This is a genomic window from Actinomadura pelletieri DSM 43383, assembly GCF_003634705.1.
Taxonomy (GTDB): domain Bacteria; phylum Actinomycetota; class Actinomycetes; order Streptosporangiales; family Streptosporangiaceae; genus Spirillospora; species Spirillospora pelletieri.
The window spans coordinates 605,432-631,618 of record NZ_RBWU01000004.1 but is presented as its reverse complement, the minus strand read 5'-3'; the positions used below and the strand labels follow the sequence as shown (position 1 = coordinate 631,618).

The following is a 26,187-nucleotide window of genomic DNA, read 5'->3' as shown; positions in this document are numbered from 1 at the left end:
TCACGAGTGTGCGGTGTGGGTGTGTCCGGAGTGGGGTCGCAGGGCGTAGGGCATAGGGTGTCCAACTCCCCGTCGGCGACATGGTGGTGACTCCCCGGCCACAACGGTCAACCCTCGCGGTCCGACCGTAGGATCTCCTGCACCAGGCGCAGTCCCGTGTTCCCGGCCACCAGCTCGGCTCGCCGGAGCGCCGCCTCGACCGTGGTGCACACCAGGTCGAACTGGTCGGTCGTCATCAGCACCAGCCGGTTCACGCCGTTACCGAATGCGAGAGCGAACACGTCTCGGTAGCGCCCCTCCCCGAACCAACCCTCTAGGGCACGTACCGGCAGCGGAAACGGCGGCACGATCGCTTCGTCTTCCGGTTCGACGAGGTCGAGCCACTCCTCGGCACCGGGCTCGCGGCCCATGCGCAGTTCCGGCTCGGTCGCCCAGCGCACCTCGTCCCGGGTGGCCGCGACCGTGCAGGCCGGCCCTTCCTGCGAGTGACTGAGCGAGACGAACCGACCGCTGCCGAGTTCGAGGACCACGGTGTCCAGGAGCCGGATCGAACCTTCGTCGGAGACGGCGCGCAACCGCCAGAGCGCCGCGATCTCCACACCGAGAAGGGGTTCGCGGTACCGGCCGAGAAAGCGGGTCCCACCTGGGGCCCTGAGTTCGCCACGGGACGCGTGGGCCGATCGACCAAGGTCATCCGCACCCGAGGCCGTCTCCACCACGACGATCACCCTAACGAGGACCACCCATCGACCGGCGACGTGCTGTTCGGCTCGAAGCTCAACTCCTGACGGCAGTGCCGCAGCGGTTCCTCCCGCACTCGATCCAGGTGACGTTCGGTGTGCGCCACCTCTGCCGCCGACCACTGCGTCGGCTTCTCGGCATCGGCCACCCCGCACACCCGAAACCGCAGGTGATCGCGGATCTGGGCGCGGTGATTCGTGATCGTCCGGCCGGTCCGGTCGTACGGGTTGAGCTCCGAGGCCGACACGTTGACCTGCCGAGCAACGTAGTCAACGACCTCCTCGGCGAACTCCGGGCCGTGGGGCTGTGCCCGGCCTACGGCGCGGACGGCGAGTTCGTCCGTCCAAGTCCGAAGAGGAGATGATGTGGCTCGGACGATGCCCGCACGGGGGCGCGACGCCTATGCCGGGGAGATGGCCGCCGCCCGCGCCGCGAGCGACCCCGCTACCCGGTGGCGGCACCTGGAACGCGCGCACATCCTGTCGCAGCCCTGGCCGTGGCCGCACACCCGCCACCACATCGCCATGCTCGCCCTCGCCCTGGCTCAGCGCGACCGCCGCGAGGCGCTCGGGCAGGTCGTGCGCATCATCGTGGCCGCGCCCGGCTCGGCCCTGGGCCGCTACCCCGAGGGCAACACCGGACGTGCCCGCGTCGGCCTCACCCAGCCCATGCCCGTCCCCGACGACCTCGCCGCCCTGCTCACCTAAGGCCGGCGCGGGGTCTGAGAACGTGCATGAGATACCGGAGACGCTGGTGTCCCGCGTCGGCAGCGGCGGACTCGTTGGTCGAGAACACGACACAGCCTGACGCTGGTGGCGGCGTGGGAGGTGGCGGCGTCACGACGTCCTTGGGACGGAACCCCATATTGGGGGTGGGTGGTGTGTCCCGGGTGGGCGCGAGTCTCGCAACATGTCAGGCACGTGCAGGCCGTTGATGCCCAACAACTGGTCATCGACGGCACTTGGTGAGGTCGCGCCGTGCGGGCGGCCGATGGTAGATCGGTGGGTGGCCGGGACGATGAACTACGGCCGCTCGGCGGAGGTGTCCGTGCGCCGCCCCCTCGCCGCACAACGACGATTTGGACTGGACGCTGATCGGACGGGTGTCGGCGGCCGAGACCGGCTCGGCGCGATCGGCCCCACACTGACCTGCTCCTTTTGACCGCGACCTGGCCACCGACGTGACGGCGATCCGTGACGTCCGCACCGTGCTGTCCCCGGATGTCCCATCAATACCGCCCACACGCTCGCGACCTCGATTAAATGATCAGGTGCAGCGTTCCACAGCCAAGTCCCTCCGCAGGATTACCCGCTGGCTCATCTGGGTCACCCTTGTGATTCTTTGGGCCGTCCTCGTGACTCCCGGCCTATGGACGTACGTGACGGGCACCGAGACCAAGGCCTTTGTCGAACGATGTGATTCCCGCAGCGGCGCCGGAAGGACGGGAACTGTAACGACTTGCCACGGCTCGTGGGTTGTCGACGGCGTACGCCACACCGGCAAAATTGACGGCGCCCGCCGCGCCGACGAAGGCAAAGAGGTCTCGGTGCGCGCGAACGGTTCCCGGACCACGAACGCGAAATCTCCGGGTTTCGCGCTTCAAACGACCGGCATCCTTCTGGCTATCGGCCTTGTCAACCACGTGTGGGTCATCCCTCGAACCTTCAAGGGACCCACGAGCGAGGAAGAGTCGCGAGACGATCCGACAGCGTCTCTGTAGCCGCCCTCTCCGCGCTCGCGGGGCTCGCTGCCACGGTTGAGCCGGATGCCGCGCGGGCCGGTGTTCGCGGCGGCGACGGTCTCACGGTGAGGGCCGGTCCCTGATATCAGCGACTTCAGTCGGGTCGAGGTCGAGCCGAACTGACACGAAAAAACTCCGCGTCTGGCTGGACGACGCCGGTTCTGCTGCTGAAAAAGGACGCGGCACAGCAGCAGTACACAAAATCTGGAGCGTGTGTAACCGGTACGCACGCTGTCGCGTCGATAGGCGGCGAATCCGGGCTGGTCGCCGTCTGCGGTGGCCCCCTTGAGGTGCCAGTCCTTCCCAGCGGCGTCGAACACCCAGTCCATGAACTGCCCTTAGTTCTCGCGTCCGGTGAACCAGTTGAGCATCGGCGGCATCTCCATGAGGACGTCCTGGGTGATCAGCTGTTTGAGGGCCTCGACGTCGGCGAGTTCGAAGGCCTTCATGTAGCGCTCGATCCAGGCGCGCTGTTCGGCCGCGGACGGCTCGCCGACCAGTTCCTGCCGGATTCCGGTCTCCTCCAGAAGGGCACGTGCCCGTTGCAGGGAGCCGTTCACCGACACGACGGGGGTGGCGAGGATCTCCGCCGTCTCGGACGCCGGAAAGCACGTCGCGCAGGATCAGCGTGCCGCGCTGCCGCGCCGAGAGGTGCTGCGGGCGGACACGAACGCCAGCCGCAGGCTGCTGCGGTCGATCACGGTCACGGCCGGGCGCCTGCCGGCAGCAGCGAGTCCGGGAGGGCTGAAGCCAGCGTGCTCTGCCGGACGGATCCGACGCGTCCACCAGCCCCGACGGCAGTGGCCTGCCGCCCCTGGGAGTGGAGCGCGGTCAAGCAGGCGTCCGTCGCGATCCAGTACGGCCAGGTTCGCACCGAACCGCACGTCTCGTTGTACTGGGCGCGTGCCCGCCATGCCCGCAGATACATCTCCTGAACGAGGTCCTCCGCGTCGTGGACGGACCCGAGCATCCGGTAGCAGTACGCGAGCAGCTCCGTTCGAACCGGCTCGATCCGACGGTCGAAGCCCTTCCCCCGCCGCCCCGGCAAGCAGGTCACCTACGAGGTGCGGTGACGCCGCGGGAGTCAGTGCACATGCACTTGCGTGTATATATGCTTGCATGTATGTTCGGGGTTGTGAACAGTGTGCAGCGGCGATTGACGGTGATCTCGGAGCCGAACCGGTTTCGGATCGTCGAGTTGCTCAAGGACGGGCCCCTGCCGGTGGGCGGCATCGTCGACGCGCTGGGCTTGGGGCAGCCGCAGGTGTCGCGGCATCTGCGGCTGTTGGCCGAGGCGGGGGTGGTCGAGGTGACCAGACGGGCGCAGCAGCGGATCTACCGGCTGAACACCGAATCGATGCGCGAGGTGGGCGACTGGGCGCAGTCGTTCGCCGTCCTGTGGGCAGAACGGATGGACCGTCTCGGCTCCTTCCTCGAAGACGGCGACCGTGGACCCGACGAGACGAACGAGGAAGGAGCATGAGCATGGCCGACGGCATTGTGATCGACGAGGCGGGCAACGCCCTGCGCATCAGGCGCACCTACAGCGCCGGCGTCGACCGTGTCTGGTGGGCGTGGACCGACGCCGACGCGATCAGTCGCTGGTGGGGTCCGCGGGGCTGGGTTGCGACCGTGTACGAGATGGACGTGCGGCCGGATGGACGTTGGCGGTTCCAGATCGCGCCGGTGGACCGTTCCGCCGACCCGGTCCGCAGCGTCGCCGTCTACCGGGTGGTCGTCGCCCACGCCGCGCTGCACTATGACGCCGCCTTCGCCGACCAGGCGTGGCGGCCCGACGACACGGGCACCTTCCCGACCGCGGTCACCTTCGCCGCGGCCGGTACCGGTTGCACCGTCGAGGTCACCACGAGCTTTCCCGACGGCCAGGCGCTGCGGCGGGCCGTCGACCTTCAGATGGCCGAAGGGTACGCCGAGGCTCTCGGCCGACTCGCCGACCTGCTGGATGCCGGCGGCGACGACGCCGACGTGCCGAACGACTAAGGAGTGATGATCATGTCTGGCCTTTCAACCGTTGTCTCCGCGGACGGGACGACGATCGCCTACGAGATGACCGGTTCGGGTCCTGCGATCGTCGTGATCAGCAATGTGGCCGAGGACCACACCGGGGTCGCCGGCCTGGCCACGGCGTTGTCGGAGCATTTCACGGTGGTCAGTTTCGACCGGCGTGGCCGTGGTGCCAGCGGCGACCCGCAGCCCTACGACCCGGCGCGCGAGATCGAGGACATCGCCGCGCTGGTCGACATCGCGGGCGGCTCCGCGGCCATGGCCGGCGGGTCGGGTGGCTGCGCGCTCGCCCTTGATGCCGCCAGCGCGCTGGGCGGCAAGGTGACCGGGCTCTATCTGTATGAGCCGCCGTTCATCGTCGACGAGTCCCGGCCTCCGGCGCCCGCCGACTACGTCGAGCATCAGCGGGCCCTGGTCGCGGCGGGCCGGCGCAGTGAGGCCGTCGAGTACTTCATGTCCGAGGTGGTCGGGGTCCCGGCCGAGTTCATCCCGATGATGAAGCAGGACCCGTCCTGGGACGTGATGGCCAAGTACGCCCACACCTACGCCTACGACGGTCAGATCCTGAGCGGCCTCCAGGACGGCAGGCCACTGCCCGCCGACCGCTGGTCGATCGACGCGCCGATCGCGGTGGCCGTCGGCGGCCACGGCGAGGCCTTCATCCGTGAGGGCGCCCACGCGCTGGCCGAGATCCTGCCGGACGTCACCGTGCTGACCTTGCCCGACCAGGACCATTCCGCGTTCTGGACGGCGCCCGAACCGGTCGCCGAGCAGGTGCGCGCGTTTCTGCGGGGCTGACGACCGTCGGCGACCGGTCACCAGGTTAGAGCCCCGGAGCGGTCGAGGCTGGGCGGATCGTCTCGGGCGGGCGGGACGGGAAGCGCGGTCGCAGAAAGGCCCTTGACCCGAGCAGCGTGAGTGCGGGGTGGCCCTGTCCGGGCGGTGGTCATGCGTCGCGGATGTGCAGGAGCAGGCCGCCGGTGAGGAGCGCGGCGGCTGCCCATCCGGCGGTCACGGCGAGGCCGGTCCAGGGGCCGATCGGCAGGTCGCCGAGGTCGGTGGTGGCTTGGACGGCGAGTCCGGCGCTCATCGGCCCGGCCCGGTGGGGGAGCCGCTGCCAGTGCGGATCGCCGATCACCTGGGCCAGGACGGGGAAGAGGTAGAGCACGCCGAGGACGACCCCGACGCTGGTCGCCGAGTCCCGCAGGATGGTGGCGACGCCGAGGCCGAGCAGGGCGATCAGCGTCAGGTAGAGGATCGAGCCGGCGGTGGCGCGCAGCGTCGGGCCGTCGGCCGGGGACGGGCCGGGCAGGATGAGCCGTCCGGCCAGTAGTGACCCGAGGACCGCGACGGTCCCGGCCGCGGTGACGACGCCGGTGAGGGTGACGGCCTTGGCCGCCAGGGTGACGGTCCGGCGCGGCGTCGCGATCAGGGTGGTGCGGATCATGCCCGTGCCGTACTCCCCGGCGATGACCTGGACGGCCAGGACGGCGACGAAGGCCTGACCCAGGATCACGCCGGTGAGGCTGAGCCTGGTCGGGTCGCCGCCGCAGCTCGGGGAGGTGCAGGTCGCCACCGAGGCCGCCGTGGCGCTCAGGCCCACGGTCGCCGCGACGCCGCCGAGCAGCAGCCAGAGCGGGGCGGGGACGGTGCGTAGCTTCGTCCATTCCGCGTGCAGGGCCGATCTCACGCGTCCCTCCTGCGCAGCAGCACGGTCGCGACGGTCAGGCTCACCGCCGCGTAGGCGGCCAGGACGGCGAACCCGGCCCACGGCGCGAGCGGGTAGTAGCCGGTGTAGGGCGTGTAGATGCTCGTGACCTGGTGGGGTCGTTCGAGGGTCTGCTGGACGGAGAAGGCCGCGGCCGGTGTCACCCGGGCCAGCCAGTTCGAGGCGTCCGCGGGCATGAACGGGACGGCCGTCAGCAGGTAGGGGAGCACGAGGGCCGCGGTGGCGGCGGTGACCGCCGCGGCGCCGTGCCGGAGAACGGCGCCGAGGGACAGGGCCAGGATCGACGCGGCCGCGAGCGTCGCCGCGGTTCCGAGCTGGACCCGCAGTTCGGTCGCGGACGTCACCGGGAAGATGTGCACGCCGTTGGCGCGGGCGAGCCGCTCGCCGAGCGGCACCGCCAGGAGGGCTCCGGCCAGCCCGGCGGTGAAGGTGACGCATCCCAGCACGAGCGCCTTGGCGGGCAGCACCCGGCTCCGGCTCGGGTCGGCGGTCAGGGTGAGGTGGATCAGGCCCGTGCGGTATTCGGTGGTGATGGACAGTGCCGCGACGACGGTCACGGCGACGAGCGCGGCGAACGTGCCGGTGAGGATGTCGGCGAGGGTGCCGCCGGTCGGGAGGGTCTCGCGGACGGCGGGCGCCACGTCACCGGCGCCGGTGACCGTGAGGCGGCCGCCGGATCCGGTGAACGAGCCCGTCGTGTTCGCCGGGTAGCCGGCGAACGTGGGGGAGTCGGGTCCGACCTGCTCGCCCGTCCACTCGCCGCCGACGCCGTGGCCGTGGACGCGGAGGTCCTCGAAGACGGCCGTGGACACGGTGCCGCGGGTGCTCATGCCGTGCACGGACGGCGGTGACGCGACGAACGGTCCGATGTGCGCGGTCGGTCCGAGGCCGCTGACGTGGACGGTGCGTACCTTCGTCCAGTGCGTGCCGTCGGTGGAGGCGTGGCCGGTGATCGTGTCGCCGGAGCGGTGCAGCCGCAGCCAGCGGGGGGGACGCGGCGGTGGCGGGGCCGGACGGGCCGGCGGTGTCGTGGACGTAGCCGTCCTGCATCCGCACGCCGTGACCGCCGGTGACCATGATCGCGGCGTAGGGGGATCCCTGGCGGGTGCCGTCCTTGATGATCAGCCCGGCCTTGGCCCAGGGCACGGCACCGGGCCGCAGGTCGGCGGGGCCGGTGGGGATGCGGCTGTGGAGCGCGGACACCGAGACGGTGACGCCGCCGTTCCCGGTCAGCGGCCGGTGCACGAAGTAGAAGCTGTCGGTGACCGGTCCGCCGCCCGGTCCGATCGGGACGGGCGGCGCGTCCTTCTGGTCGGCGCTGATTCCGGCGAGGGCGGCGAACAGCACCACCAGCAGCGCCGCCGTCACCGTGCCGGCCACCCAGCCCGGGACCGTCCGGAACTTGGTCCACTCCGCGTGCAGCACCCGCAGGAAGCCGTTCCGTCCGGCCTCGTTCCCGCCGGGCCGGTGCGGCGTGGCGGTGCGGGTCATCGTGGTGCCTGCGGGGAGGTGGGGAACTCGACGGCCTCGCGGGTGAGTTCCAGGTACACGTCCTCAAGGGTGGCGCGGTGCGCCGTCACCTCGGTGAACGGCACCGCGTTCCCGCCGAGCAGCGTGACGATCCGTTCTGCGGGCAGGCCGGAGACGGTGACGGTGCCGGGGCCGGTGTGGGGGCCGGTGGTCGTCACGGTCGCGCCGGCGCTCGTGAGGATGCGCGTGGCGTGGGCCGCGGCGGGGGTCCGCAGGACGACCCGGTCACCGGACGCGGCCGCGATGAGGTCGGGGACGGCGGCGTCGGCGACGGCCCGGCCGCGTCCGGCCACGACGAGATGGTCGGCGATGTCCTGCAGCTCGCTCATCAGGTGGCTGGAGACCAGCACGGCGCGGCCCTGGGCGGCCAGCGACCGCAGGAGGCCGCGCGTCCAGATGATGCCGTCGGGGTCCATGCCGTTGAACGGCTCGTCGAGCATGAGGGTCGGCGGGTCGCCCAGCAGCGCCGCGGCGATCCCGAGGCGTTGCCGCATGCCGAGCGAGTAGCCGCCCGCCTTGCGGCGCGCCGCCGGCCGGAGGCCCACCTGGGCGATCACCTGGTCGACGCGTCGCGCGGTCAGGCCCTGCGCGTGCGCCAGCCACAGCAGGTGGTCGCGGCCGCTGCGGCCGGGGTGCGGGGCGGCGGCGTCCAGCAGTGAGCCGAGGTGGTTCAGCGGGCGCCGCAGGCTCCGGTAGGGCCGGCCGTCGACGAGCGCCGTGCCCGCGTCGGCGGCGTCCAGCCCGAGGATCAGCCGCATCGTGGTGGACTTCCCGGCCCCGTTCGGCCCGACGAAGCCGGTCACCAGTCCCGGTCGGACGGTGAAGGACATGCCGTCGAGGGCCGGGGTGGTCCCGTAGCGCTTGCGCAGCCCGGCGACGACGATGCCCGGGGCGCCCGTCGCGGCGGGTTCACGGATGGCAGTCGGATTCATGCCGACGGTTGTACGCGGCGCCCGGTCGCGGCCCGGTCGCGGCGGCTGCGACCGGGCCGCGACCGGGGATCTGGCATCGTCGGTCCATGGCACCTTCACCCGGCGGCGGATTCGGCCGCCTCATCCGCACGTCGACCGGCGGTGGGCGGCGGTGAGGGTCCTGGTCGTCGAGGACTTCGAGATCCTCGCCCGCTCCATCGGGACCGGGTTGCGCCGCGAGGGCATGGCCGTCGACGTCGTCCTGGACGGGACCGGCGCCCTGGAACGTCTGGCCGTCACCCGTTATGACGTCGTGGTCCTCGACCGGGGCCTGCCCGGCGTGCACGGTGACGAGATCTGCCGGCGGCTCGCCCACGGCCGCTGCGCGACCCGGGTGTTGATGCTCACCGCGTCCGACACGGTCGCGGACCGCGTCGACGGGCTCGGTCTCGGCGCCGACGACTACCTGCCCAAGCCGTTCGCGTTCGCCGAACTGGTCGCGCGGGTCCGCGCGCTGGCGCGCCGGGCGACCCCGCCGCTGCCGCCGACGCTGGAGTGCGGGGACGTCACCCTCGATCCGGCCCGCCGCACCGCGTCCCGGGCCGGTCGTCGCTTGGACCTCAGCCCGAAGGAGTTCGCGCTGCTGGAATGTCTGCTCGCCGCGCCCGGGGTGGTCCGGTCCGCCGAGGAGCTGCTCGAACGGGTCTGGGACGAGGCCGCCGACCCGTTCAGCAGCGCCGTCAAGCACACCATGCGCCGGCTGCGGGCCAAGCTCGGCGATCCGCCCGTGATCGAGACGGTCCGCGAGGGCGGCTACCGCATCGGGCCGGCATGACGTCCCGGCGACCCGCCGGGAGGTCGCTGCGGGCGCGGCTCGCGCTCGGGTACGCGGCGGGCGTGTACGCGGCCGGGGTGTTCGTGCTCGTGCTCGTCGTCGTCCCGCTGGCCAGCGTCGACGCGGCCGGACCCGAGGGCCGCCCGGTCTCGGGCGTGACCAGCGGGTCCGGGCCGGGGGTCGGCCTGGGCCGGCTCCTGGCGGGGTCGGCTGTCGCCCTGGTCGCGTTGGTCCCGGTCGCGTGGGCGCTCGGCTGGTTCGTCGCCGGACGGTTCCTGCGCCCGCTGCGCGCCATCACCGCCACCGCCCAGGTCATCTCGGCGGGCGACCTGCACCGGCGGCTCGATCTCGGCGAACCGGTCGACGAGCTGACCGAGCTCGGCCGTACCCTCGACGATCTGTTCGCCCGCCTGCAGGCGGCCTTCGACGCGCAACGCCACTTCGTCGCCAACGCCTCCCATGAGCTGCGCACCCCGCTCGCCGGGCTGCGAACCCTGCTGGAGGTCGCCCTCGCCGACCCCGGCGCCGACGCCGACTCCCTGCGCGCGGCGTGCCGGGACGCGCTGGAGCTCGGCGCGCACCAGGAGCGGCTCGTCCGGGCGCTGCTGACCCTGGCCACCGGCGAACGCGGCGTGACCCGCCGGGACGCCGTCGACCTCGCCGACGTCGTCGAGGAGGTGCTCGCCTCCCGCCGCGACCAGGCGGCCGAGCGGCGCGTCGCCCTCACCGGGCACCTGGTGTCCGCGGTGACGGCCGGGGACCCGGGGTTGCTCGAAGCCCTGGTCGCCAACCTCGTCGACAACGCCGTCCGCCATAACCACGCGGGCGGACACGTGCACGTCACCACCGGGACGTCCGACGGGCGGGCGGCGCTCACGGTCGCCAACAGCGGCCCGGTCGTCCCGGCGGACCAGGTTCGGCGGCTCTTCCAGGCCTTCCAGAAGCTGACGCCCGATCGTCAGGACGGCCACGGTCTGGGCCTCGCGATCGTGGACGCCGTCGCGCAGGCCCATCGCGCGTCCGTGACCGCCACCGCCCGCCCGGAGGGCGGCCTGTTCATCACCGTGCGGTTCGCGCACGGACCTCATCCGACCCCTCGTTGAAGGAACAGCGGACGGCGGCTCCGGTGCTCGTGTTGGTTCGCCCGGCCCGGGTCGCCCGGCGCGCGGCGCGGAAGAAGCCGCGTTTCCGCCGGGCACGGGTTCAGCCGTTCTGAGGGGCGGCCACCTCCCAGATTTTGGTCAGACGAAGCGGCCTCGCAGCCGCGTCGGGAAGGGGCCGTGTCGAACTCGACGCACCGGTCGGCCGGTGCCCGCCCGGGGCCTTTCCCGGGCGGTGGCGTCGGCGGGGTGGGCGGGCTGGGCGTGTGCGCTCACCCGGGGGCTGAGGGGTCGACGCCCAGCGGGCGTTCGAAGACGGTGCGCAGCACGATGGTGGTGCTGGTCCCGGTCACCGAGGGGATCGCGCGGATGTGGTCGAGCGTGTCCGCCAACGGGCCCGTTCCGGCGACGCGCACCTTCAGCCAGTAGCAGTCCTCGCCCGCCACCTCGTGCACTTCCAGGACACGGGGGTCGCGGGCGAGCGCCGCGTTGACCTCTTCCTTGGCCGACATCGTGAAACGCAGCGCCACGAACGCCGTCGTGTCGGCGTCCACGCTCGCCGGATCCAGGGCCGCGTGGTAGCCGGTGATCACCCCGTCGCGCTCCAGGCGTTGCAGGCGGTCGCGCACCGACGGCTCCGAGAGCCTCACGGTCGCGGCGAGCGCCCGGATGGTCTGCCGTGCGTCGGACGTCATCTCCCGCAGGATCGTCCGATCCACCTCGTCCAGCTGTCTGCTCATGGTGAGAACTTGCCCTTCATGGAAGATCAACCTAATCTTTCAAAAGCGTTATGTCGATTTCGCCTTAGTTAGTGAGGCATTGTGTCCGCTGCCCCTCAGTTGAATCATCGGCCGGTGGTCGCGTGGCTGGCGCTGCTCACCGTGTGGATCGTGTGGGGGTCCACCTATCTGGCGATCCGCGAGGCCGTGGACACGATCCCACCGCTGCTCATGGCAGGCGTCCGGTTCCTGACGGCAGGGCTGGTGATGTTCGCGTTCGTCGGCCCGCGGCACGCTCGCGGGGCCGGGCGCCCGACCGCGCGGCAGCTGCGCTCGGTGCTGATCGTCGCCGTGCTGCTGCTGGTGGGCGGCAACGGCCTGCTCAGTGTCGGCGAGACCCGCCTGGACTCCGCCGCGGCCGCGCTCATCGTCGCGACCGTGCCGGTCTGGATGGTGCTGATCAACGCGGCGGTCACCCGGACGAGGGTCACGGGCACGATGGTGCTGACGCTTTCGCTCGGCACGGTCGGCGTCGCCGTGCTGATCGGCGGTCCCGGTGCCCGCGTGGACGTACTGAGCGCCGGTGTGGTGCTGTTCGCGTCGGTGTGCTGGGCGGCGGGCTCGGTGTGCTCCCGCCGCCTGCCGTTGCCGTCGCATCCGTTGGTGGTGACGTCACTGGAGATGCTCGCCGGTGGGCTGGTGCTGATCATCGCCGCCGCGGCGACGGGCGAGTTCGCCCGGCTCGACTTCGCGGCGATCACCACCCGGTCCATCGTCGGTCTCCTCTGGCTGATCGTCGCCGGCTCCATGATCGCGTTCACGGCCTATGTCTACGCCATCGCCCACCTGCCCACCGACACGGTCGCCACCTACGCCTACGTCAACCCGATGGTCGCCGTCGCGCTCGGGACCCTGCTCGCGGACGAGGTCCTCACCGCCAACCTGGTCCTGGGGGGAACCGTCATCATCGCGGCGGTGGTCCTCAACGTCAGCAAGGCCATCACGCGAACGCCGCGGCCCGTCCTCCCAGCGCCCGCCGAGGAGAAGTCCGCCCGATGACCGATCGCGCGTGTGCATTCGAAGAACGGCCGTCGACCTGCGGCTGCGCCGGACCCTGTCCTACCGGCCGGAACGTTGACGCGCGATCACTAGAGCGCCACCCGCTCAGAACGGTGTCCAGCCGCTCGGCGGCGGTGGCGATCAGGCGGGAACGACGCCGATGGTGTCGCCGAAGGCGAAACCGGTCATGTCCGGGGCTCGGCCCGGGTGAGGCGATCGCGTCGACGCGGATCCGCATCTCGTCGAGGCCGGGATCGCCGACCCCGGCCTCACGCACGTGCAGATTCTCGGGTTCGCCGAGAGCGTCGAACCTACTGCCTTGGGCATGTCTGGTGAGGTCCCGTCCGGAGTGGCCTTGGTGATGTGCCTGCCGGGGATGACCCGTCCGGACCTCGATCCGACCCATATCTACGCCCCCTGTCGCGCCGGGGCGACGGTCCTGGTGAGGCGGTTCACGGTCTGTTGAAGGTGTGCCTGGCCCAGAGGTAGGAAACGGCGGCGATGCCGATGCACCAGGCGGTGGCGATGGCGGCGCTGTTGCCGATGGGGGTTCCGAGCAGGAGGCCGCGGACGGTCTCCATGACGGGGGTGAAGGGCTGGTACTCGGCGAACCAGCGCAGGACGGCGGGCATGGAGTCGGTGGGGACGAACCCGCTGCCGAGGAAGGGCAGCAGGATCAGGGGCATGGGGGCGTTGCTGGCGGCCTCGGGGGTCGAGGACCTCATTCCGAGAGCGACGGACAGCCAGGTGACCGCGATGACGAACAGGGTGAGCAGCCCGGCCGCGGCCAGCCACTCGACGATGGTGGCGTTCGGGTCGAAGCCCATGGCCAGGGCCACGCCGATCACGGCGGCCATGCCGAGCAGTTGTTGGACGACGGCGCCGACGACATGGCCGGTGAGGACCGAGGCCCGGGAGATCCGCATCGTGCGGAACCGGGCGATGATGCCCTCGGTCATGTCGGTGGCGACCATGACGGCGGTTCCGGTCGCGGCGGTGGCCACCGCCATGAGCAGGACGCCCGGGACGACGTAGTCGACGTAGGCGTCGCGTCCGCCGCCGAGTCCGTCGCCGAGCGCGCCGCCGAAGACGTAGACGAACACGACCAGGATGACGACGGGCGTGAGGATCAGCTGCACGGTCATGGACGGGTAGCGGACCAGGCGCCTGAGTTGGCGTCGGACCATGGTGGAGGAGTCACGTGCGGCGAGGGTGAGGGCGCTCATCGGGTGGCCTCCTTGTGCTGACCGGTGAGGGTGAGGAAGACGTCGTCGAGGTTGGGGGTGTGCACGCTGAGGTCGGCCGGTTCGATGCCCGCGGCGTCGAGAACGGCGAGCAGTTCACGCAGGGACGCCACACCGCCGTCGGAGGGGACCCGCAGCGTGAGCCGGTCGTCGTCGGCCGGGTCCACGAAACCCCGGCCGAGCGCGCCGAGCGCGCCGTTGAGCGCGTCGTCGCCGGTGAACCGCAGCGCCACGTGGCCGCCGGGGATGCGGCGCTTGAGTTCTTCGGCGGTGCCTTCGGCGATCAGTCGTCCCTGGTCGAGGACGGCGATGCGGTCGGCGAGTTCGTCGGCCTCCTCCAGGTACTGGGTGGTGAGGAAGATGGTGACGCCGCCGGCGACCAGTTCCCGCACGATCCGCCACAGGGAGCGGCGGCTGCGCGGGTCCAGGCCGGTGGTGGGCTCGTCCAGGAAGATCAGTTCGGGGTCGCCGACCAGGGTCATCGCCAGGTCCAGTCGCCGGCGCATCCCGCCGGAGTAGGTGGAGGCGGGTCTGCGCGCCGCCTCGGCCAGGTCGAACCGGTCGAGGAGTTCGGCCGCCCGGCGCCGTCCCTCCCGGCGTGGCAGGTGCTTCAGGTCGGCCATGAGCCGCAGGTTCTCCTCGCCGGTCAGCAGCTTGTCGACCGCGGAGTACTGGCCGGTGACCCCGATCGCGCCGCGGACGTCGTCGGCCCGACGCGTCAGGTCGAAGCCCGCGACGGTCACCTCGCCGCCGTCCGCCCGGATCAGGGTCGACAGGATCTGCACCGTCGTGGTCTTGCCGGCCCCGTTCGGCCCCAGCAGGGAGAAGACCGTGCCCCGCGGAACCGTCAGGTCGATCCCGTCCAGGACGACCTTGTCGCCGTAGGACTTGCGCAGCCCGCGTGCCGTGATCGCGTCGCCCGTCGGCGGCTCTGTGACGAACTTCTCCATCTCGCCTCTTCCGTGCCGATATTTCCAACAACGGAAAAGCTACGTTGCTTTTCATGTTCGCGCAACGAAGTCGTTGCATAGAGAAGGAGTTATTGCAGGTCATACACTTGAAATCGTTGCGATAAGCGTCAGCTCAGTGCAATGAAGAGGTGCTCGCCATGTTGCAATGAGCTGTGGGGGAACGCTAGGCTGCGGGCGGTGGAGGTCATCATGAAGGAGGTCGCGGTGCCGGGAGGCCGACTCACCCAGCAGGAGCGTCAACAGATCGCGGTGGGGGTGGCCGACGGCCTCGCCTACGCGGAGATCGCCCGCCGCCTCGACCGTCCGACCTCGACGATCACCCGTGAGGTGATGCGGAACGGCGGCCCGGCCGCGTACCGCGCCGACCTGGCCCACCGCGCCACCGAACTCCGGGCCCGCCGGCGCGGGTCCGCGTCGTCCCGGGGGACGGAGCCGGTTCCCCAGGCGCACGGACGCGACGCGGAGGCCGTGAGCGAGTTCGCGGAGACCTTCACCACCGTCCTCATGACGTCGGGCCTGCCGAAGATGACGGCCCGAGTCCTGACCTGCCTCACCATCACCGACACCGGGAGCCTCACCGCGGCCGAACTTGCCCGGCGGCTGCGGGTCAGCCCGGCGTCCATCTCCAAGGCGATCACGTTCCTGGAGAGCCAGGGCCTGGTCCGCCGTGAACGCGACGAACGACGCCGCGAGCGCTACATCGTCGACGACGACATCTGGTTCCGGTCGATGACGGCCACCATCCGATCTCTCACCCAGATCATCGAGACCGCCCGGCAGGGGGCCGACGTTCTCGGCGGGCACACCCCCGCCGCCGTCCGCCTGGAGAGGACCGCCCGCTTCCTCGAAATCGTCAGCGAGGGCACCGTCCGCGCCGCCGAACAGGCCCGCGAGGTCCTCCACGGCGGGCCCGAGAGGACCTCGACCAGCACCACCGAGCCGGGTCCAGCGGACCGCGAGTAGAGGACCGTCCCCTCGCCCATCACGGATCCGATGGCGGCGGCGCGTCCATCCAGCACCTGGCGGAGGCGGTGGGGCACCGGAGCCGAAGGGACGTTGCGCGTGCGCGCCCGCGCCCGTCCCGCCGACGGGGTGAGCGTCGCCCTCGTCCGGTGCACCGCGCTCGGAGACCGCATGCTGGTCGGCCCTTTCCGGGGAGCTGCGGAGCTTCCCCGCGAATGTCGCCGCCGTCCGCGCCACGGGTGCGGCGGACGGAGGCGGTGATCGGACGGGGGCGCGCACGTCACATGGAATCGCGGGGCCCGGCCCGTCCGGTCCGTTGACATCGATTCCCCGCTGGCCAGGGGACCCGTCGTGGGCGGACGGGGGGCGAGGACGGCGTGGGGGAGTGCGTAGAGGTGCGCCGCGTCGCCGGTGGTGCTGCCCGAGCATTCGCTGATCGAGTCCCGCGCGTCCCGCTCCGGGCCCGGTGCGTGACACGCTCGCCGAGGCGGTACGGACCCGCTGGATCGTCCGGAAGGCCGTCGCCCGCACCCGCGTCAGCGAGTGGCGGACCGGGGGGCGCCGCCCTGCGTCACCCCCGCCTTACTGTCCCGCCGTCTCACCGCCCGGCCGTCCGGCATCAGCGCCGACGCGTCGACGCGCTCGTGAGGCGGGTAGCCCCGCCACCGGCCGCTCCGCATAGGGTGTCGACATCGTCGATGCCGAACTCCTCGACCTGCCTGCTCGCACCGGATTCGAGACGCCGTCTGCCGTTGGTGTCGAAGGGCATGGGCGCTGCCGGGTGGGGCGAACTCAGTCCTGGGTGCCCGGTCGCGTGGGTTCTGGTGGCGGGTCGTAGAGGGCGGCGATCGCGGTGGCTCGGGCGCGCAGGGAGTCGCGCAGCCACCGCGGGGACAGTGCTTCGGCGTGCGTGGTGAGCTGCCACAGCGCCCACGTGGCGTGTCTCGGATCCTGGAAGGTCGCCTCCAACCTCAGCCAGCCGTCGGCGTCGGTCTGTTCGGCGCGGACGGTCAGCGCGGTGTCGACCAGTTCCCCGCGGCGTGCCGGGTTCACCCGGACCAGGACGGTGACCTGGTCGCCGCCGGTCCGGAACCGTGTGCCGCGCTCCTGCCAGGCCCGGTCCAGGTCGACCCGGTCCGGGCGTTGCGCGGGTTCGTCGAGTTCCTCGGCGGCCCGGATTCGCGCCAACCGGTAGGTGCGGTCCGAGCCGGACCTGGTGGCGAGCAGGTAGCCCTGGTCGCGCACGGTGACCAGACCGATCGGGTCCACCGTGCGCCATGTGGGGGGCTGGTCGACCGCGGCGTAGTGGATGCGCAGCTTGTGTCCGGCGAGCACGGCGCGTCGGACCTCGGCCACGACGGTGTCGGGAACCTCGTCGGGGACGGAACGGCGCGAGAGGAGGTCGGTGTCGGGGTCGATGAGCAGTCGTTCGGCGGCGTCGGCGGCGGTGGCGCGGTGGCCTTCGGGGAGCGCGTCGACGACCTTGCGCATCGCCGAGGCGAGCGCGGAGCCGAGTCCGAACGCCTGCGCGCCGCGTCGTGATCCAGCGACCAGCAGGGCGAGGGCCTCGTCGTGGTTCAGTCCGGTGAGCTCGGTCTGGAATCCGGGGAGCAGCGTGAAACCGCCGTGTCGGCCGCGTTCGGCGTAGACCGGGACTCCCGCCGCGGACAGTGCCTCGATGTCGCGCAGGACCGTGCGGGTCGACACCTCCAGTTCGCGGGCCAGCGCGGGCGCCGACATCCGACCGTGCCGCCGCAGCAGCAGAACCAGGGAGACGAGCCGGTCGGCGCGCATACGCGAAACCCTACAGAAATACACGACAAGAGATGTCGTGATTCGTTGGGAGGGTTGTCGGTGTGACGGACGAGGCGTCGGCTTCTGGGCCGGCGGGCTCGGACGATGGCCGAGGAAACGAATGGAGTAGGTGTGGTGATGGAGCGGACGGCGGTCAACCCGTGGGCGTGGTCGGTGGAGTTGGGCTACAACCAGGGTGAGGTCGTCTCCGGGCACACCCGGACCCTGTACTGCGCGGGGCAGGCCGCGATGGGCGGCGACGGAAAGCCCCAGCATATCGGTGACATGGCGGCGCAGTTGGCGTTGAGCCTGGACAACGTGGAGGCCGTGCTCGCCGAGGCGGGCATGTCCCTGGCGAACCTCGTCCGGCTCAACGTCTACGCCACCGACGTCGACCGGCTCTTCGAGCATTACGGGGTGCTGGCGTCGCGGTTGGGCGCCGCGGGGGCGGCGCCGTCCACCACGATGCTCGGGGTGACCCGGCTGGCGATCCCCGACCTGATGGTCGAACTCGAAGGAACCGCCGTCGCTTGACGGCTGCTCGATGGGCGTCGGCGGACCGGGCCCGGCGATGCCGAGCCCGGTCCGCCGCGTTGCGCGCGCCGTCCGGCGGCCCCGCTGGACGGCGCGCGCCCCTTGCCGTCCACCCCTACTGCGGCTCGTCGGAACGCGCGAGGACGCCGCCGGCCGGGTGGCCGCACGTGTCGCCCGGCACCCCCCGACGACCACATCCTCGATTTGGAGGAGCCGCGCGCCGTGGGCCGCGCCCAGGCGGCGGATGAGAGCTTGCGAGCATTCCGATGGGCTGTGCGGCTGTCGGACGGTCGGCGAAGGTGCTGCGCGCTATCGCGACGGGAACGTTCGGAACCGCCGTCACTTACCGTCCGGTGGGGGAGTCGGCGTGTCGACCAACGTTCCTGTGGCCGCGACGGGGCTCGGCGTGGAGGTCGGTCTGGCGGGCGATGGAGGCCCGTACGAGCCCCCGCCGCTCGAACGTTCCGGCCCCGACGCGATCCGATGCGGCGGCGCGCGGGCGGGTCGACCGGTTCCGTCCCTGCGCGTCGCCGCCGGTCACTGCGCCGGGTTCGTCACCCATCCGAACCCGCCACCTGACCGGCCGCGCCGGAACCGGCGGAACCGGCGGAACCGGCGGTGCGCGGTCGTCGATCGCGGTGCCGTCGATGGACCAGGCGTCGAGGTTGCTGTGGCCCGACGCCACCACCGACCGTGCCACCGGCGTCCAGGAGGGGGCGGAGCGCGATCGGACGCACGCTCCCGGGGCCGAGTTTCCGCGTCCGGGTGTTCCAGCGTCCGGGTGTCCGGGCGGGGGACGTTCGTCGGTCTGCGTTCGTCGGTCTGCGTTCGTCAGTCTGTGTTCGGTCGGGTGCGGCGGGCGTAGGCGCGGGCGGCGCGGGCGCGGTCGCCGCAGCGGGTGGAGCACCAGTGGCGGCGGCCGTGGCGCAGCAGGTAGCGCCTGCAGGGGGCAGAACCGCAGGCGGTGAGGCGCTCGGCGTCGGGGCCGGTGAGGAGGTCGGCCGCGTTCGCCGCGAGGGTGGCGAGGGCGCGGTCGAGGATCTCGTTGGTGGGGCAGGGGGTCGCCCGGTAGGGGCCGGTCTTCTCGTCCCAGTACAGGAGGGCGGCCGTGGGGGCCCTGCTCAGCGCGTCGTTGACGGCGGACAGGGCCGTGGGCAGGGCGGGCAGCCCGGAGACATGGGCGACGAACAATGCCCTGATGTGTTCACGCAGCGAGCGCAGTTGCGTCGCGCACATCTCCTGTATCCCGGCGTCGGCGGGAGCGAGGCCGCGTTCGGTGAGCCACCGATTCGTCGCCGCGGGGGTGTCGAGGAGATCGATGAGCTGTCCCCCGGGCCGCGCGAGGACGGTGTTGACGAAGTCGAGGGCGAGATGGTCCTCCGCCCCCGGCGCGGGTTGCGGCGCGGGCTCGGCGGTCAGGGCGTCACTCATGGTTCTCATGGTACGGCTTGCGCTCGTCCGTGAGAAACCAGTACGTTTTTCACGGATAAACCACTTCTCATCCGTGAGGTGCCGAATGGCCAGTGCCAACACGACGACCGAGCAGATCCCTGTCCGCGTCCTGGGCGGCCCGACCGCCTTTTTCGAGTACGGTGGCCTGCGGTTCCTGACCGACCCGACGTTCGACCCTCCCCGCGATTACCCCGTGCCGGGTGGCCAGTTGACCAAGCTCGCGCCGTCCTCCGCCGCACCGGGCGACCTCGGCCGGATCGACGTGGTTCTGCTCTCTCACGACCAGCACCCGGACAACCTCGACCACTCCGGCCGGGCACTGCTCGCGGACGTCCCCCTCACCCTCACCACACCCGGGGGCGGGCAACGTCTGGGGAACGGGGCCAGGGGCCTGACCGACTGGGAGTCGATCGAGTTGGATCGTCCCGGCGGTGGCACGCTCACCGTGACGGGCGTGCCCGCCATCCACGGGCCCGGGGCACGCGAGGAGGTCGAACCGATCGCCGGCCAGGTCGTTGGATTCGTCCTGACCGGGGAAGGGCTGCCCACGATCTACGTCAGCGGCGACAACGCCTCGCTGGACGCGGTCAAGCAGGTCGCCGAGCGCTTCGGTCCGGTGGACACCACGATCCTCTTCGCCGGGGCTCCGCGCTTCGCCGTCCGATTCGACGGCGCGCCCCTCGTCCTCACCAGCGCCCAGGCCGCCGAGGCCGTCGCGATCCTCGGCGCCCGCAGGGTGGTTCCCGTCCACTACGAGGGTTGGGCGCACTTCACCGAGGGTCGGGACGAACTGGTGGCCGCCTTCACCGCCGCCGGGTTGATCGACCGTTTGGACTTCGGGGACCAGGGTTGACGGGCTGATCGGAGTCGTGGCCGCCCGGAGTGGTGGCCGCCCGGTCCGTCGACGCCGTTTGCCCGTCGTTCGCGCCCCGTCGAGGACGGCGCCGGCGGCGCGGTCCGGGCGGTTCACGCCTCTTGGCCTGTTGAAGGTACATTCTCCTGTGACCGACACCGTGCCCGCCTGGGCCGAGGACCTCCCGCATCGCCAGGTGCAGCGGCGCGTCCTGATCGTCCTGGTCGCCGCTCAGGTTCTCAGCGGCGCCGGCCTGGCGGCCGGGGTGACCGTCGGTGCCCTGCTGGCGCAGGAGATGCTCGGCTCGACCGGTCTTGCCGGTCTGCCCAGTGCCCTGGGCACCGCCGGTTCCGCGCTGGCGGCCCTCGCCGTCGGACGCGTCTCTCAGGCCCGTGGCCGCCGCCCCGGTCTGGCCGCCGGGTATCTGGCCGGTGCTGTCGGCAGCGCGGGTGTCATCGTCGCGGCCGTCGCCGACGACGCCGTCCTGCTGTTCCTTTCGCTGTTCGTGTACGGGGCCGGTGCGGCGACCAACCTGCAGGCCCGCTACGCCGGAGCCGATCTGGCGTCTCCCGCGCGCCGCGCGAGCGCGGTGTCCACCGTGCTCGTCGCCACCACCGTGGGCGGCGTGGTCGGCCCCAGTCTCACCGCACCCACCGGCGACCTCGCTCACGCCCTCGGCATCCCCTACCTGGCCGGGCCGTTCCTGCTCGCCGGCACCGTCTATGTGCTGGCCGCCCTGATCCTGGTGGTCTGGTTGCGCCCCGACCCGTTGCTGCTGGCCGGCGCCCTGGAGGCCGAGCGCGTCGCCGCGGCGCGCGCGCTGCCGGGCAAGGCCGCCGACCCACCGCGCCCGGCGGTCGAAGGACACCGCTCCCGCATGCTGGTCGGCGCGCTGGTCATGGTGCTCACCCAACTGGTCATGGTCGCGATCATGACGATGACGCCCGTCCACATGCGCGACCACGGCCACGGCGCCGGCGCCTCCGGCTTCGTCATCGCCGTCCACATCGGCGCGATGTACTTGCCCTCGCCCCTGACCGGCCGGCTCGTCGACCGCTATGGCCGACTCACGATCGCCGCCGCCTCCGGGCTGACCCTGCTCGCCGCCGGGATCGTCGCGGCCAACGCACCCGGCGGCTCCGTCGCTGCGCTCGTGGTGGCCCTCGCGCTGCTGGGGTTGGGCTGGAACTTCGGTGTCATCAGCGGCACCGCGATCGTCACCGACGCCGTTCCGCTGGCCACGCGCGCCAAGACGCAGGGCCTGGTCGATGTCGCCATCGCCATCTCCGGCGCCACCGGCGGCATGGCCTCGGGCCTCGTCGTCGCCGCTGCCGGCTACCCACTCCTGGCCATCGGCGGCGGCATCCTGGCACTGGCCATCGTGCCGGCGACCGTCGTCACCGCCCGCGTCCGATGAACAGTCATCGCACGCACCGCCGGAGGGACACCTGGGCCCCGGGCGACTGTGGAGCGGAGGCCAAGGCATGGTCATCACGCCATCGCGGACTTCGGTCGCGATCGTGTGCGCGAAACTCACCGGCGAGTTCGGCCGCGCATCTTCCGAGACCCCGCGTGGGGCGGCGTCGACTAGCTCGCTGCGCCGGCTGACCGGTCGACCACCGGCGGCCCAGCCGGGCGGGACCGTCCGCTCACGTCCAGGCGCCCGGCCACCAGCTGAACCCATGTTCATCTCGGCGCGGAGCGCCTGGGCCGTCGTGGTGGGAATCGCCGGCGTGTCCGCGCGGTTCGCAGCGTGCGCGGACCGGCTCCTCACCTGCCACATCGATCAGTTCGGCCGGGTCGTCCTTCGACTGCACCGCCCCGTGGATCGCCTCCTCGGCGACCTGCCCTACTCAGGCCGCCTCGTAGGTGACCACCGCCCCTCTCCGTCGGCTCCCGGACCGCCCGCACTCCGTCTGACGGGACCCGCTGCCGGCCATGCAGGAGCATCTGGGGGTCCCCTCTACACCGGCCGAGTGGACATCGCCCCGGCCGTCGACGCCTTCACCTGGGGCCTCGGAATCACTCACGGGCTCTGGGCGGTCTTTACGCCCGCGCGGCTCGTAGCGGTGAGCCCGCGTTGTTGATATTCACAACGTTGAGATTGTGGATGGAGGTGGGTCCATGGCCGACGCGGTGGATGCGATCCTGGCGCAGTGGGGCAGGCAGCGGCCTGACCTGGACGTGTCACCGATGGGCGTGGTCGGGCGGATCTCGCGGGCGAACCAGCTGCTGCGCCGGGAGTTGAAGGACTTCTTCGCCGAGCGGGGGCTGGAGACGTGGGAGTTCGACGTGCTGGCGACACTGCGCCGCCACGGCGCCCCGTACGAGTTGACGGCGGGCGAGTTGTTGCGGGCGGCGATGGTCACCTCCGGGGCGATCACCAACCGGATCGACCGGATGGAGGCCAAGGGGCTGGTCGAGCGGGTCCGCGACACCGGTGACCGGCGGTCGGTTCGGGTCCGGCTGACGCCGGAGGGCCTGCGGATCGTGGACGAGCTGGTGGGTCTGCACGCCGCCAACGAGGACCGGTTGTTGGCGGCGCTGGACCCGGCGGAGCGGGAACGGTTGGCGGGAGCGCTGCGGACGCTGCTGGAGTCGTTGGGCGACACCTCCCTCGACTGACCTGTCCGGAACGCGCTTGCCCGGCGCGAGAGGCGCCCGCCGGGCGCGGCTTCCTCGCCGACGCTCGTCAGCGACGGGGAGCCGCTCGGACGGCAGGTCGCGGTGGTCGAGCAGGGCGAGTCGCTCGGCGCGGACCCGGGACACCAGGTCGGCGAACGAGGCGTCCCCGTCCAGGCCGACCCGCAGGACGAGTTCGTTGTCGCCTGCGGTGTCCGTTCCGCCGTCCGGGGCGTCGCGTTTCCGGGCTGGTGCGGGTCAGGGGTGGGTGGTGTAGGCGCGTAGGTGTCGGGCGGTGAGGGTGTCGGCGTCGGAGACGAGGTCGGCGGGGGTGCCGGTGTAAACGATCTGTCCGCCGTCGGCTCCGGCGCCGGGGCCCAGGTCGATGATCCAGTCGGCGTGTGCCATGACCGCCTGGTGGTGCTCGATGACGATGACGGTGTTGCCGTCGTCGACGAGCCGGTCGAGCAGGGCCAGGAGTTGGTCGACGTCGGCGAGGTGGAGCCCGGTGGTGGGTTCGTCCAGGACGTACACGGAGGCCTCGCCGGCCATGTGGATGGCGAGTTTGAGGCGTTGCCGTTCTCCGCCGGACAGGGTGGTGAGGGGTTGTCCGAGGCCGAGGTAGCCGAGTCCGACGGCGGCGAGGCGGTCCAGGACGGCGCGGGCCTGTCCGGTGGTGAAGAACTCGCGGGCCTGGTCGACCCGCATGGCCAGGACCTCGCTGATGTTCTTGCCGCGCAGGGTGTAGGTGAGGACCTCGTCGGTGTAGCGGCGGCCCTGGCATTTCTCGCAGACGGTGGCGACTCCGGCCATCATCGCCAGGTCGGTGTAGGTCAGGCCGATGCCCTTGCAGGCGGGGCACGCGCCGGCGGAGTTGGCGCTGAACAGGGCGGCCTTGACGCCGTTGGCCTTGGCGAACGCGGCGCGGACGGCGTCCAGCAGCCCGGTGTAGGTGGCGGGGTTGCTGCGGCGTGATCCGCGGATGGGGGTCTGGTCGACCACGACGACGCCGTCGCGGCCGGGCAGTGACCCGTGCACGAGGGAGCTCTTGCCGGATCCGGCGACGCCGGTGACGACGGTGAGGACGCCGAGGGGGAATGCGACGTCGACGTCCTTGAGGTTGTGCAGGGACGCGCCTTTGACGGTGAGGTGCCCGGACGGTTCGCGGACCTTGGTTCCGTCGCCGCGCAGGCGGGCGCGGTGGTCCAGGTGCCGTCCGGTGAGGGTGCCGGAGGCGCGGAGGCCGGCGAGGTCGCCGGTGTAGCAGATCCGGCCGCCGTCCGCGCCCGCGCCGGGGCCGAGGTCGACGATGTGGTCGGCGATCGCGATCGTCTCGGGTTTGTGCTCGACGACCAGGACGGTGTTGCCCTTGTCGCGCAGGCGCAGGAGCAGGTCGTTCATGCGGGCGATGTCGTGGGGGTGGAGTCCGACGGTGGGTTCGTCGAAGACGTAGGTGACGTCGGTGAGGCTGGAGCCGAGGTGGCGGACCATCTTCACGCGTTGGGCCTCGCCGCCGGACAGGGTGGTGGACTCGCGGTCCAGGCTGAGGTAGCCGAGGCCGATCTCGACGAGGGAGTCGAGGGTGTCGCGCAGGGCGGCGACCACGGGCGCGACGGAGGCGTCGTCGATGCCGCGGACGAAGTCGGCCAGGTCGTCGATCTGCATGGCGGCGCAGTCGGCGATGTTGCGGCCGTCGATGCGGCTGGACAGCGCGGCGGGGGCCAGGCGGGTGCCGCCGCAGGCGCCGCAGGCGCTGAAGGTGACGGCGCGGTCGACGAACGCGCGGATGTGGGGTTGCAGCGTCTCGGTGTCGCGGTCGAGGTAGAGGCGTTTGACCTTGACCAGGACGCCCTCGTAGCTGGTGTTGAACCCGCCGCTGTTGATCTTGGTGGCGGGTTTGTGGAGCAGGTCGTCCCACTGGGCGGGGGTGTAGTCGCGCAGCGGCAGGTCGGGGTCGAACAGCCCGGACCCGGCGATGATCTTCCAGTACCAGGTGCCGACGCCGAAGTTCGGGACGGTGATGGCGCCCTCGTTCAGTGACAGGTCCCGGTCGACGATCTGGTCGACGTCGATGCGGGAGGCGCGGCCGAGGCCCTCGCACGCGGGGCACATGCCCTCGGCGTTGTTGAAGCTGAACGCGGTGGAGGTGCCCACGTGCGGTTCGCCGAGGCGGCTGAAGATGATCCGCAGCATGGCGTGGGCGTCGGTGGCGGTGCCGACCGTGGAGCGGGAGTTGGCGCCCATCGGTTCCTGGTCGACGACGATGGCGGCGCTGAGGTTGCGCAGCGCGTCGACGTCGGGCCGGCCGACGCTCGGCATGAACCCCTGGACGAACGCGGTGTAGGTCTCGTTGATCAGGCGCCGTGACTCGGCCGCGATCGTGCCGAAGACCAGCGAGGACTTGCCCGAGCCGGACACCCCGGTGAAGACGGTCAGGCGGCGTTTGGGGACGTCGACGTCGATGCCGGCGAGATTGTTCTCCCGGGCGCCGCGGACCTGGATGACGTCGTGGGCGTCGGCGGCCGTGCCCGCGGCGGACGGCAGTGGCATGCTGGCTCCTCGCTAAATACTATACGGCATAAACAGTTAGGTACCTTATGGCATCGGGCGGGGTGTCGTGACCGTCTCCGCCGGGCCCGTCCGGGTGCGCGTGCGGGGGGCGGGTGTGATGTGCGTCTCGTGTCGCGCCCGCGATGTCACATCCGAGGTCGTGGAGGGCTCATACAGGTATGGGAGCTTTCGTGATCCGGCAGCGCGGCAGGACGTACGACACCATCCTGCGTGGCGCGCACGACGCCTTCCGTCGTGACCTGGACCGGCTCGCGGCGGCCGCGGCGGCGGGCAAGGGCCGGGCGTCGCACGTCCGCGCGGGCTGGGAGAACTTCAAGGACCTGTTCGGGCTGCACCAGGAGCTGACGGAGCGGGTGCTGTGGCCGCGGGTGGAGCGGGCGGTGGGGGACCGCCGCGCCGAGCGGGGTGTGCTGACGGTGCTGCGCGCCGACAACGACCGGATCGGGTCGCTGATCGGCCGGGTCGACGCGGTCATGCGGGACGGCGGGGATCTGCCGTCGGCGGTGCGGGACCTGCGCGCGGCTCTGGAGGCGCATGTGCGGCACGAGGCGACGGGCGTGCTGCCGTTGGCGGAGTCGGTGCTGGCGGCCGAGGAGTGGGAGGCGTTCGCCGTGGAGGCGGGGCGGCGGTGCGAGGCCAGGACGCCGACGTTCGTCCCGTGGGTGGTGGACGGGATCGCGCCGATCGAGCGGAGCCGGTTCCTGGCGGCGTTGCCGGAGCCGCTGCGGGATCTGAACCGGGTGACGTGGGAGCCCCGCTACCGCAAGCGGCGCCTGTGGAGCGGGTGAGCGGA

27 protein-coding genes are annotated in these 26,187 nt (G+C 71.7%); 14 read left to right on the top strand and 13 right to left on the bottom strand.

Annotation, left to right across the window (positions count from 1 at the left end; genetic code table 11):
• Window positions 1–107: 107 nt before the first annotated feature.
• Window positions 108–599 (bottom strand): hypothetical protein, encoded by a 492-nt coding sequence (locus BZB76_RS20950; protein ID WP_121436045.1) that lies wholly within the window; start codon window positions 597–599, stop codon window positions 108–110.
• Between the two features lie 125 nt (window positions 600–724).
• Complete coding sequence (locus BZB76_RS36715; RefSeq protein ID WP_121436044.1) at window positions 725–1,120, bottom strand: DUF4158 domain-containing protein; 396 nt, start codon at window positions 1,118–1,120, stop codon at window positions 725–727.
• Here BZB76_RS36715 and BZB76_RS20940 point away from each other — a divergent pair.
• Both BZB76_RS20940 and BZB76_RS34275 read left to right on the top strand, forming a co-directional pair.
• Complete coding sequence (locus tag BZB76_RS20940) at window positions 1,107–1,448, top strand: DUF3703 domain-containing protein (RefSeq protein ID WP_246007084.1); 342 nt, start codon at window positions 1,107–1,109, stop codon at window positions 1,446–1,448. The genes BZB76_RS36715 and BZB76_RS20940 overlap by 14 nt on opposite strands.
• Window positions 1,449–2,119: 671 nt before the next feature.
• Window positions 2,120–2,461 carry a hypothetical protein gene (locus BZB76_RS34275; protein ID WP_147449487.1) on the top strand — a complete coding sequence of 114 codons (342 nt, stop codon included), beginning with the start codon at window positions 2,120–2,122 and terminating at the stop codon, window positions 2,459–2,461.
• A 359-nt stretch (window positions 2,462–2,820) separates the two neighbouring features.
• Here the strand turns inward: BZB76_RS34275 and BZB76_RS35350 are convergent, their stop codons facing one another.
• Entirely contained in the window at window positions 2,821–3,048 is a 228-nt protein-coding gene (locus BZB76_RS35350; RefSeq protein WP_211343095.1) for a sigma-70 family RNA polymerase sigma factor family protein, read from the bottom strand.
• Window positions 3,049–3,185: 137 nt separating this feature from the next.
• A complete protein-coding gene (locus BZB76_RS35345) occupies window positions 3,186–3,530 on the bottom strand; it encodes a sigma factor (RefSeq protein WP_211343094.1) in 345 nt (114 codons plus the stop codon).
• 75 nt (window positions 3,531–3,605) lie between these two features.
• Between BZB76_RS35345 and BZB76_RS20930 the strand changes: the two genes are divergently transcribed.
• The 3 genes from BZB76_RS20930 to BZB76_RS20920 are packed head-to-tail and all read left to right on the top strand — an operon-like array spanning window position 3,606 to window position 5,305.
• Window positions 3,606–3,965 carry an ArsR/SmtB family transcription factor gene (locus BZB76_RS20930; RefSeq protein WP_121436042.1) on the top strand — a complete coding sequence of 120 codons (360 nt, stop codon included), beginning with the start codon at window positions 3,606–3,608 and terminating at the stop codon, window positions 3,963–3,965.
• Between the two features lie 2 nt (window positions 3,966–3,967).
• A complete protein-coding gene (locus tag BZB76_RS20925) occupies window positions 3,968–4,483 on the top strand; it encodes an SRPBCC family protein (RefSeq protein WP_170180689.1) in 516 nt (171 codons plus the stop codon).
• 12 nt (window positions 4,484–4,495) lie between these two features.
• A complete protein-coding gene (locus tag BZB76_RS20920) occupies window positions 4,496–5,305 on the top strand; it encodes an alpha/beta fold hydrolase (protein ID WP_121436269.1) in 810 nt (269 codons plus the stop codon).
• Window positions 5,306–5,453: 148 nt separating this feature from the next.
• On the opposite strand, the gene BZB76_RS20915 is transcribed toward BZB76_RS20920, so the two are convergent.
• From BZB76_RS20915 to BZB76_RS20905, 3 genes are all read right to left on the bottom strand, one after another.
• Window positions 5,454–6,197: an ABC-2 transporter permease gene (locus BZB76_RS20915; protein WP_121436040.1), complete on the bottom strand. Its 744-nt coding sequence runs from the start codon at window positions 6,195–6,197 to the stop codon at window positions 5,454–5,456.
• On the bottom strand, window positions 6,194–7,066 hold the full coding sequence (locus BZB76_RS35955; protein ID WP_246007083.1) for a hypothetical protein: 873 nt from the start codon (window positions 7,064–7,066) through the stop codon (window positions 6,194–6,196). The genes BZB76_RS20915 and BZB76_RS35955 overlap by 4 nt, the downstream gene beginning before the upstream one ends.
• Window positions 7,067–7,723: 657 nt before the next feature.
• Window positions 7,724–8,698, bottom strand: coding sequence for an ATP-binding cassette domain-containing protein (locus BZB76_RS20905; RefSeq protein ID WP_121436039.1), 975 nt, complete (start codon window positions 8,696–8,698; stop codon window positions 7,724–7,726).
• A 151-nt stretch (window positions 8,699–8,849) separates the two neighbouring features.
• On the opposite strand from BZB76_RS20905, the gene BZB76_RS20900 reads away from it, so the two are divergent.
• A complete protein-coding gene (locus BZB76_RS20900; RefSeq protein WP_121436268.1) occupies window positions 8,850–9,512 on the top strand; it encodes a response regulator transcription factor in 663 nt (220 codons plus the stop codon).
• On the top strand, window positions 9,509–10,615 hold the full coding sequence (locus BZB76_RS20895; RefSeq protein WP_121436038.1) for a sensor histidine kinase: 1,107 nt from the start codon (window positions 9,509–9,511) through the stop codon (window positions 10,613–10,615). Before BZB76_RS20900 ends, BZB76_RS20895 begins: the two co-directional genes overlap by 4 nt.
• A 269-nt stretch (window positions 10,616–10,884) precedes the next feature.
• Here the strand turns inward: BZB76_RS20895 and BZB76_RS20890 are convergent, their stop codons facing one another.
• On the bottom strand, window positions 10,885–11,352 hold the full coding sequence (locus BZB76_RS20890; protein WP_121436037.1) for an Lrp/AsnC family transcriptional regulator: 468 nt from the start codon (window positions 11,350–11,352) through the stop codon (window positions 10,885–10,887).
• Window positions 11,353–11,466: 114 nt separating this feature from the next.
• On the opposite strand from BZB76_RS20890, the gene BZB76_RS20885 reads away from it, so the two are divergent.
• On the top strand, window positions 11,467–12,390 hold the full coding sequence (locus tag BZB76_RS20885) for an EamA family transporter (protein WP_147449486.1): 924 nt from the start codon (window positions 11,467–11,469) through the stop codon (window positions 12,388–12,390).
• 452 nt (window positions 12,391–12,842) lie between these two features.
• On the opposite strand, the gene BZB76_RS20875 is transcribed toward BZB76_RS20885, so the two are convergent.
• Both BZB76_RS20875 and BZB76_RS20870 read right to left on the bottom strand, forming a co-directional pair.
• Window positions 12,843–13,616, bottom strand: coding sequence for an ABC transporter permease (locus tag BZB76_RS20875; protein ID WP_121436034.1), 774 nt, complete (start codon window positions 13,614–13,616; stop codon window positions 12,843–12,845).
• Window positions 13,613–14,584 (bottom strand): ATP-binding cassette domain-containing protein, encoded by a 972-nt coding sequence (locus BZB76_RS20870; RefSeq protein ID WP_121436033.1) that lies wholly within the window; start codon window positions 14,582–14,584, stop codon window positions 13,613–13,615. The genes BZB76_RS20875 and BZB76_RS20870 overlap by 4 nt, the downstream gene beginning before the upstream one ends.
• 225 nt (window positions 14,585–14,809) lie before the next feature.
• Here BZB76_RS20870 and BZB76_RS20865 point away from each other — a divergent pair, with 225 nt between their 5' ends.
• Window positions 14,810–15,568, top strand: coding sequence for a MarR family transcriptional regulator (locus tag BZB76_RS20865; protein ID WP_121436267.1), 759 nt, complete (start codon window positions 14,810–14,812; stop codon window positions 15,566–15,568).
• A 792-nt stretch (window positions 15,569–16,360) separates the two neighbouring features.
• On the opposite strand, the gene BZB76_RS20860 is transcribed toward BZB76_RS20865, so the two are convergent.
• Entirely contained in the window at window positions 16,361–17,362 is a 1,002-nt protein-coding gene (locus tag BZB76_RS20860) for a helix-turn-helix transcriptional regulator (RefSeq protein ID WP_121436032.1), read from the bottom strand.
• 138 nt (window positions 17,363–17,500) lie between these two features.
• Between BZB76_RS20860 and BZB76_RS20855 the strand changes: the two genes are divergently transcribed.
• Window positions 17,501–17,896, top strand: a complete 396-nt coding sequence (locus BZB76_RS20855) for a RidA family protein (RefSeq protein ID WP_121436266.1) — start codon at window positions 17,501–17,503, stop codon at window positions 17,894–17,896.
• An 831-nt stretch (window positions 17,897–18,727) separates the two neighbouring features.
• On the opposite strand, the gene BZB76_RS20845 is transcribed toward BZB76_RS20855, so the two are convergent.
• Complete coding sequence (locus BZB76_RS20845) at window positions 18,728–19,327, bottom strand: CGNR zinc finger domain-containing protein (protein WP_121436030.1); 600 nt, start codon at window positions 19,325–19,327, stop codon at window positions 18,728–18,730.
• Between the two features lie 85 nt (window positions 19,328–19,412).
• Between BZB76_RS20845 and BZB76_RS20840 the strand changes: the two genes are divergently transcribed.
• From BZB76_RS20840 to BZB76_RS20830, 3 genes are all read left to right on the top strand, one after another.
• Window positions 19,413–20,201: an MBL fold metallo-hydrolase gene (locus tag BZB76_RS20840; protein WP_121436029.1), complete on the top strand. Its 789-nt coding sequence runs from the start codon at window positions 19,413–19,415 to the stop codon at window positions 20,199–20,201.
• A 148-nt stretch (window positions 20,202–20,349) separates the two neighbouring features.
• Window positions 20,350–21,618 carry an MFS transporter gene (locus BZB76_RS20835; protein WP_246007082.1) on the top strand — a complete coding sequence of 423 codons (1,269 nt, stop codon included), beginning with the start codon at window positions 20,350–20,352 and terminating at the stop codon, window positions 21,616–21,618.
• A gap of 707 nt (window positions 21,619–22,325) precedes the next feature.
• Window positions 22,326–22,826, top strand: coding sequence for a MarR family winged helix-turn-helix transcriptional regulator (locus BZB76_RS20830; RefSeq protein ID WP_121436028.1), 501 nt, complete (start codon window positions 22,326–22,328; stop codon window positions 22,824–22,826).
• Window positions 22,827–23,081: 255 nt separating this feature from the next.
• Here BZB76_RS20830 and BZB76_RS20820 read toward each other — a convergent pair whose 3' ends face one another.
• A complete protein-coding gene (locus BZB76_RS20820) occupies window positions 23,082–25,373 on the bottom strand; it encodes an ATP-binding cassette domain-containing protein (RefSeq protein ID WP_121436026.1) in 2,292 nt (763 codons plus the stop codon).
• Between the two features lie 179 nt (window positions 25,374–25,552).
• On the opposite strand from BZB76_RS20820, the gene BZB76_RS20815 reads away from it, so the two are divergent.
• Window positions 25,553–26,182 (top strand): hemerythrin domain-containing protein, encoded by a 630-nt coding sequence (locus BZB76_RS20815; protein ID WP_170180688.1) that lies wholly within the window; start codon window positions 25,553–25,555, stop codon window positions 26,180–26,182.
• The last annotated feature ends 5 nt before the right edge of the window (window positions 26,183–26,187 follow it).

Excerpts from the sequence above, each read along its gene's own strand:
- BZB76_RS20875 (WP_121436034.1), bottom strand. The coding sequence starts at position 13,616 with ATGAGCGCCCTCACCCTCGCCGCACGTGACTCCTCCACCATGGTCCGA.
- BZB76_RS20870 (WP_121436033.1), bottom strand. The coding sequence starts at position 14,584 with ATGGAGAAGTTCGTCACAGAGCCGCCGACGGGCGACGCGATCACGGCA.
- BZB76_RS20830 (WP_121436028.1), top strand. The coding sequence starts at position 22,326 with ATGGCCGACGCGGTGGATGCGATCCTGGCGCAGTGGGGCAGGCAGCGG.
- BZB76_RS20930 (WP_121436042.1), top strand. The coding sequence starts at position 3,606 with ATGTTCGGGGTTGTGAACAGTGTGCAGCGGCGATTGACGGTGATCTCG.
- BZB76_RS20905 (WP_121436039.1), bottom strand. The coding sequence starts at position 8,698 with ATGAATCCGACTGCCATCCGTGAACCCGCCGCGACGGGCGCCCCGGGC.
- BZB76_RS20920 (WP_121436269.1), top strand. The coding sequence starts at position 4,496 with ATGTCTGGCCTTTCAACCGTTGTCTCCGCGGACGGGACGACGATCGCC.
- BZB76_RS35955 (WP_246007083.1), bottom strand. The coding sequence starts at position 7,066 with ATGAGCACCCGCGGCACCGTGTCCACGGCCGTCTTCGAGGACCTCCGC.
- BZB76_RS20840 (WP_121436029.1), top strand. The coding sequence starts at position 19,413 with ATGGCCAGTGCCAACACGACGACCGAGCAGATCCCTGTCCGCGTCCTG.
- BZB76_RS20860 (WP_121436032.1), bottom strand. The coding sequence starts at position 17,362 with ATGCGCGCCGACCGGCTCGTCTCCCTGGTTCTGCTGCTGCGGCGGCAC.
- BZB76_RS20925 (WP_170180689.1), top strand. The coding sequence starts at position 3,968 with ATGGCCGACGGCATTGTGATCGACGAGGCGGGCAACGCCCTGCGCATC.
- BZB76_RS20845 (WP_121436030.1), bottom strand. The coding sequence starts at position 19,327 with ATGAGTGACGCCCTGACCGCCGAGCCCGCGCCGCAACCCGCGCCGGGG.
- BZB76_RS20890 (WP_121436037.1), bottom strand. The coding sequence starts at position 11,352 with ATGAGCAGACAGCTGGACGAGGTGGATCGGACGATCCTGCGGGAGATG.
- BZB76_RS20855 (WP_121436266.1), top strand. The coding sequence starts at position 17,501 with ATGGAGCGGACGGCGGTCAACCCGTGGGCGTGGTCGGTGGAGTTGGGC.
- BZB76_RS20820 (WP_121436026.1), bottom strand. The coding sequence starts at position 25,373 with ATGCCACTGCCGTCCGCCGCGGGCACGGCCGCCGACGCCCACGACGTC.
- BZB76_RS20815 (WP_170180688.1), top strand. The coding sequence starts at position 25,553 with ATGGGAGCTTTCGTGATCCGGCAGCGCGGCAGGACGTACGACACCATC.
- BZB76_RS20895 (WP_121436038.1), top strand. The coding sequence starts at position 9,509 with ATGACGTCCCGGCGACCCGCCGGGAGGTCGCTGCGGGCGCGGCTCGCG.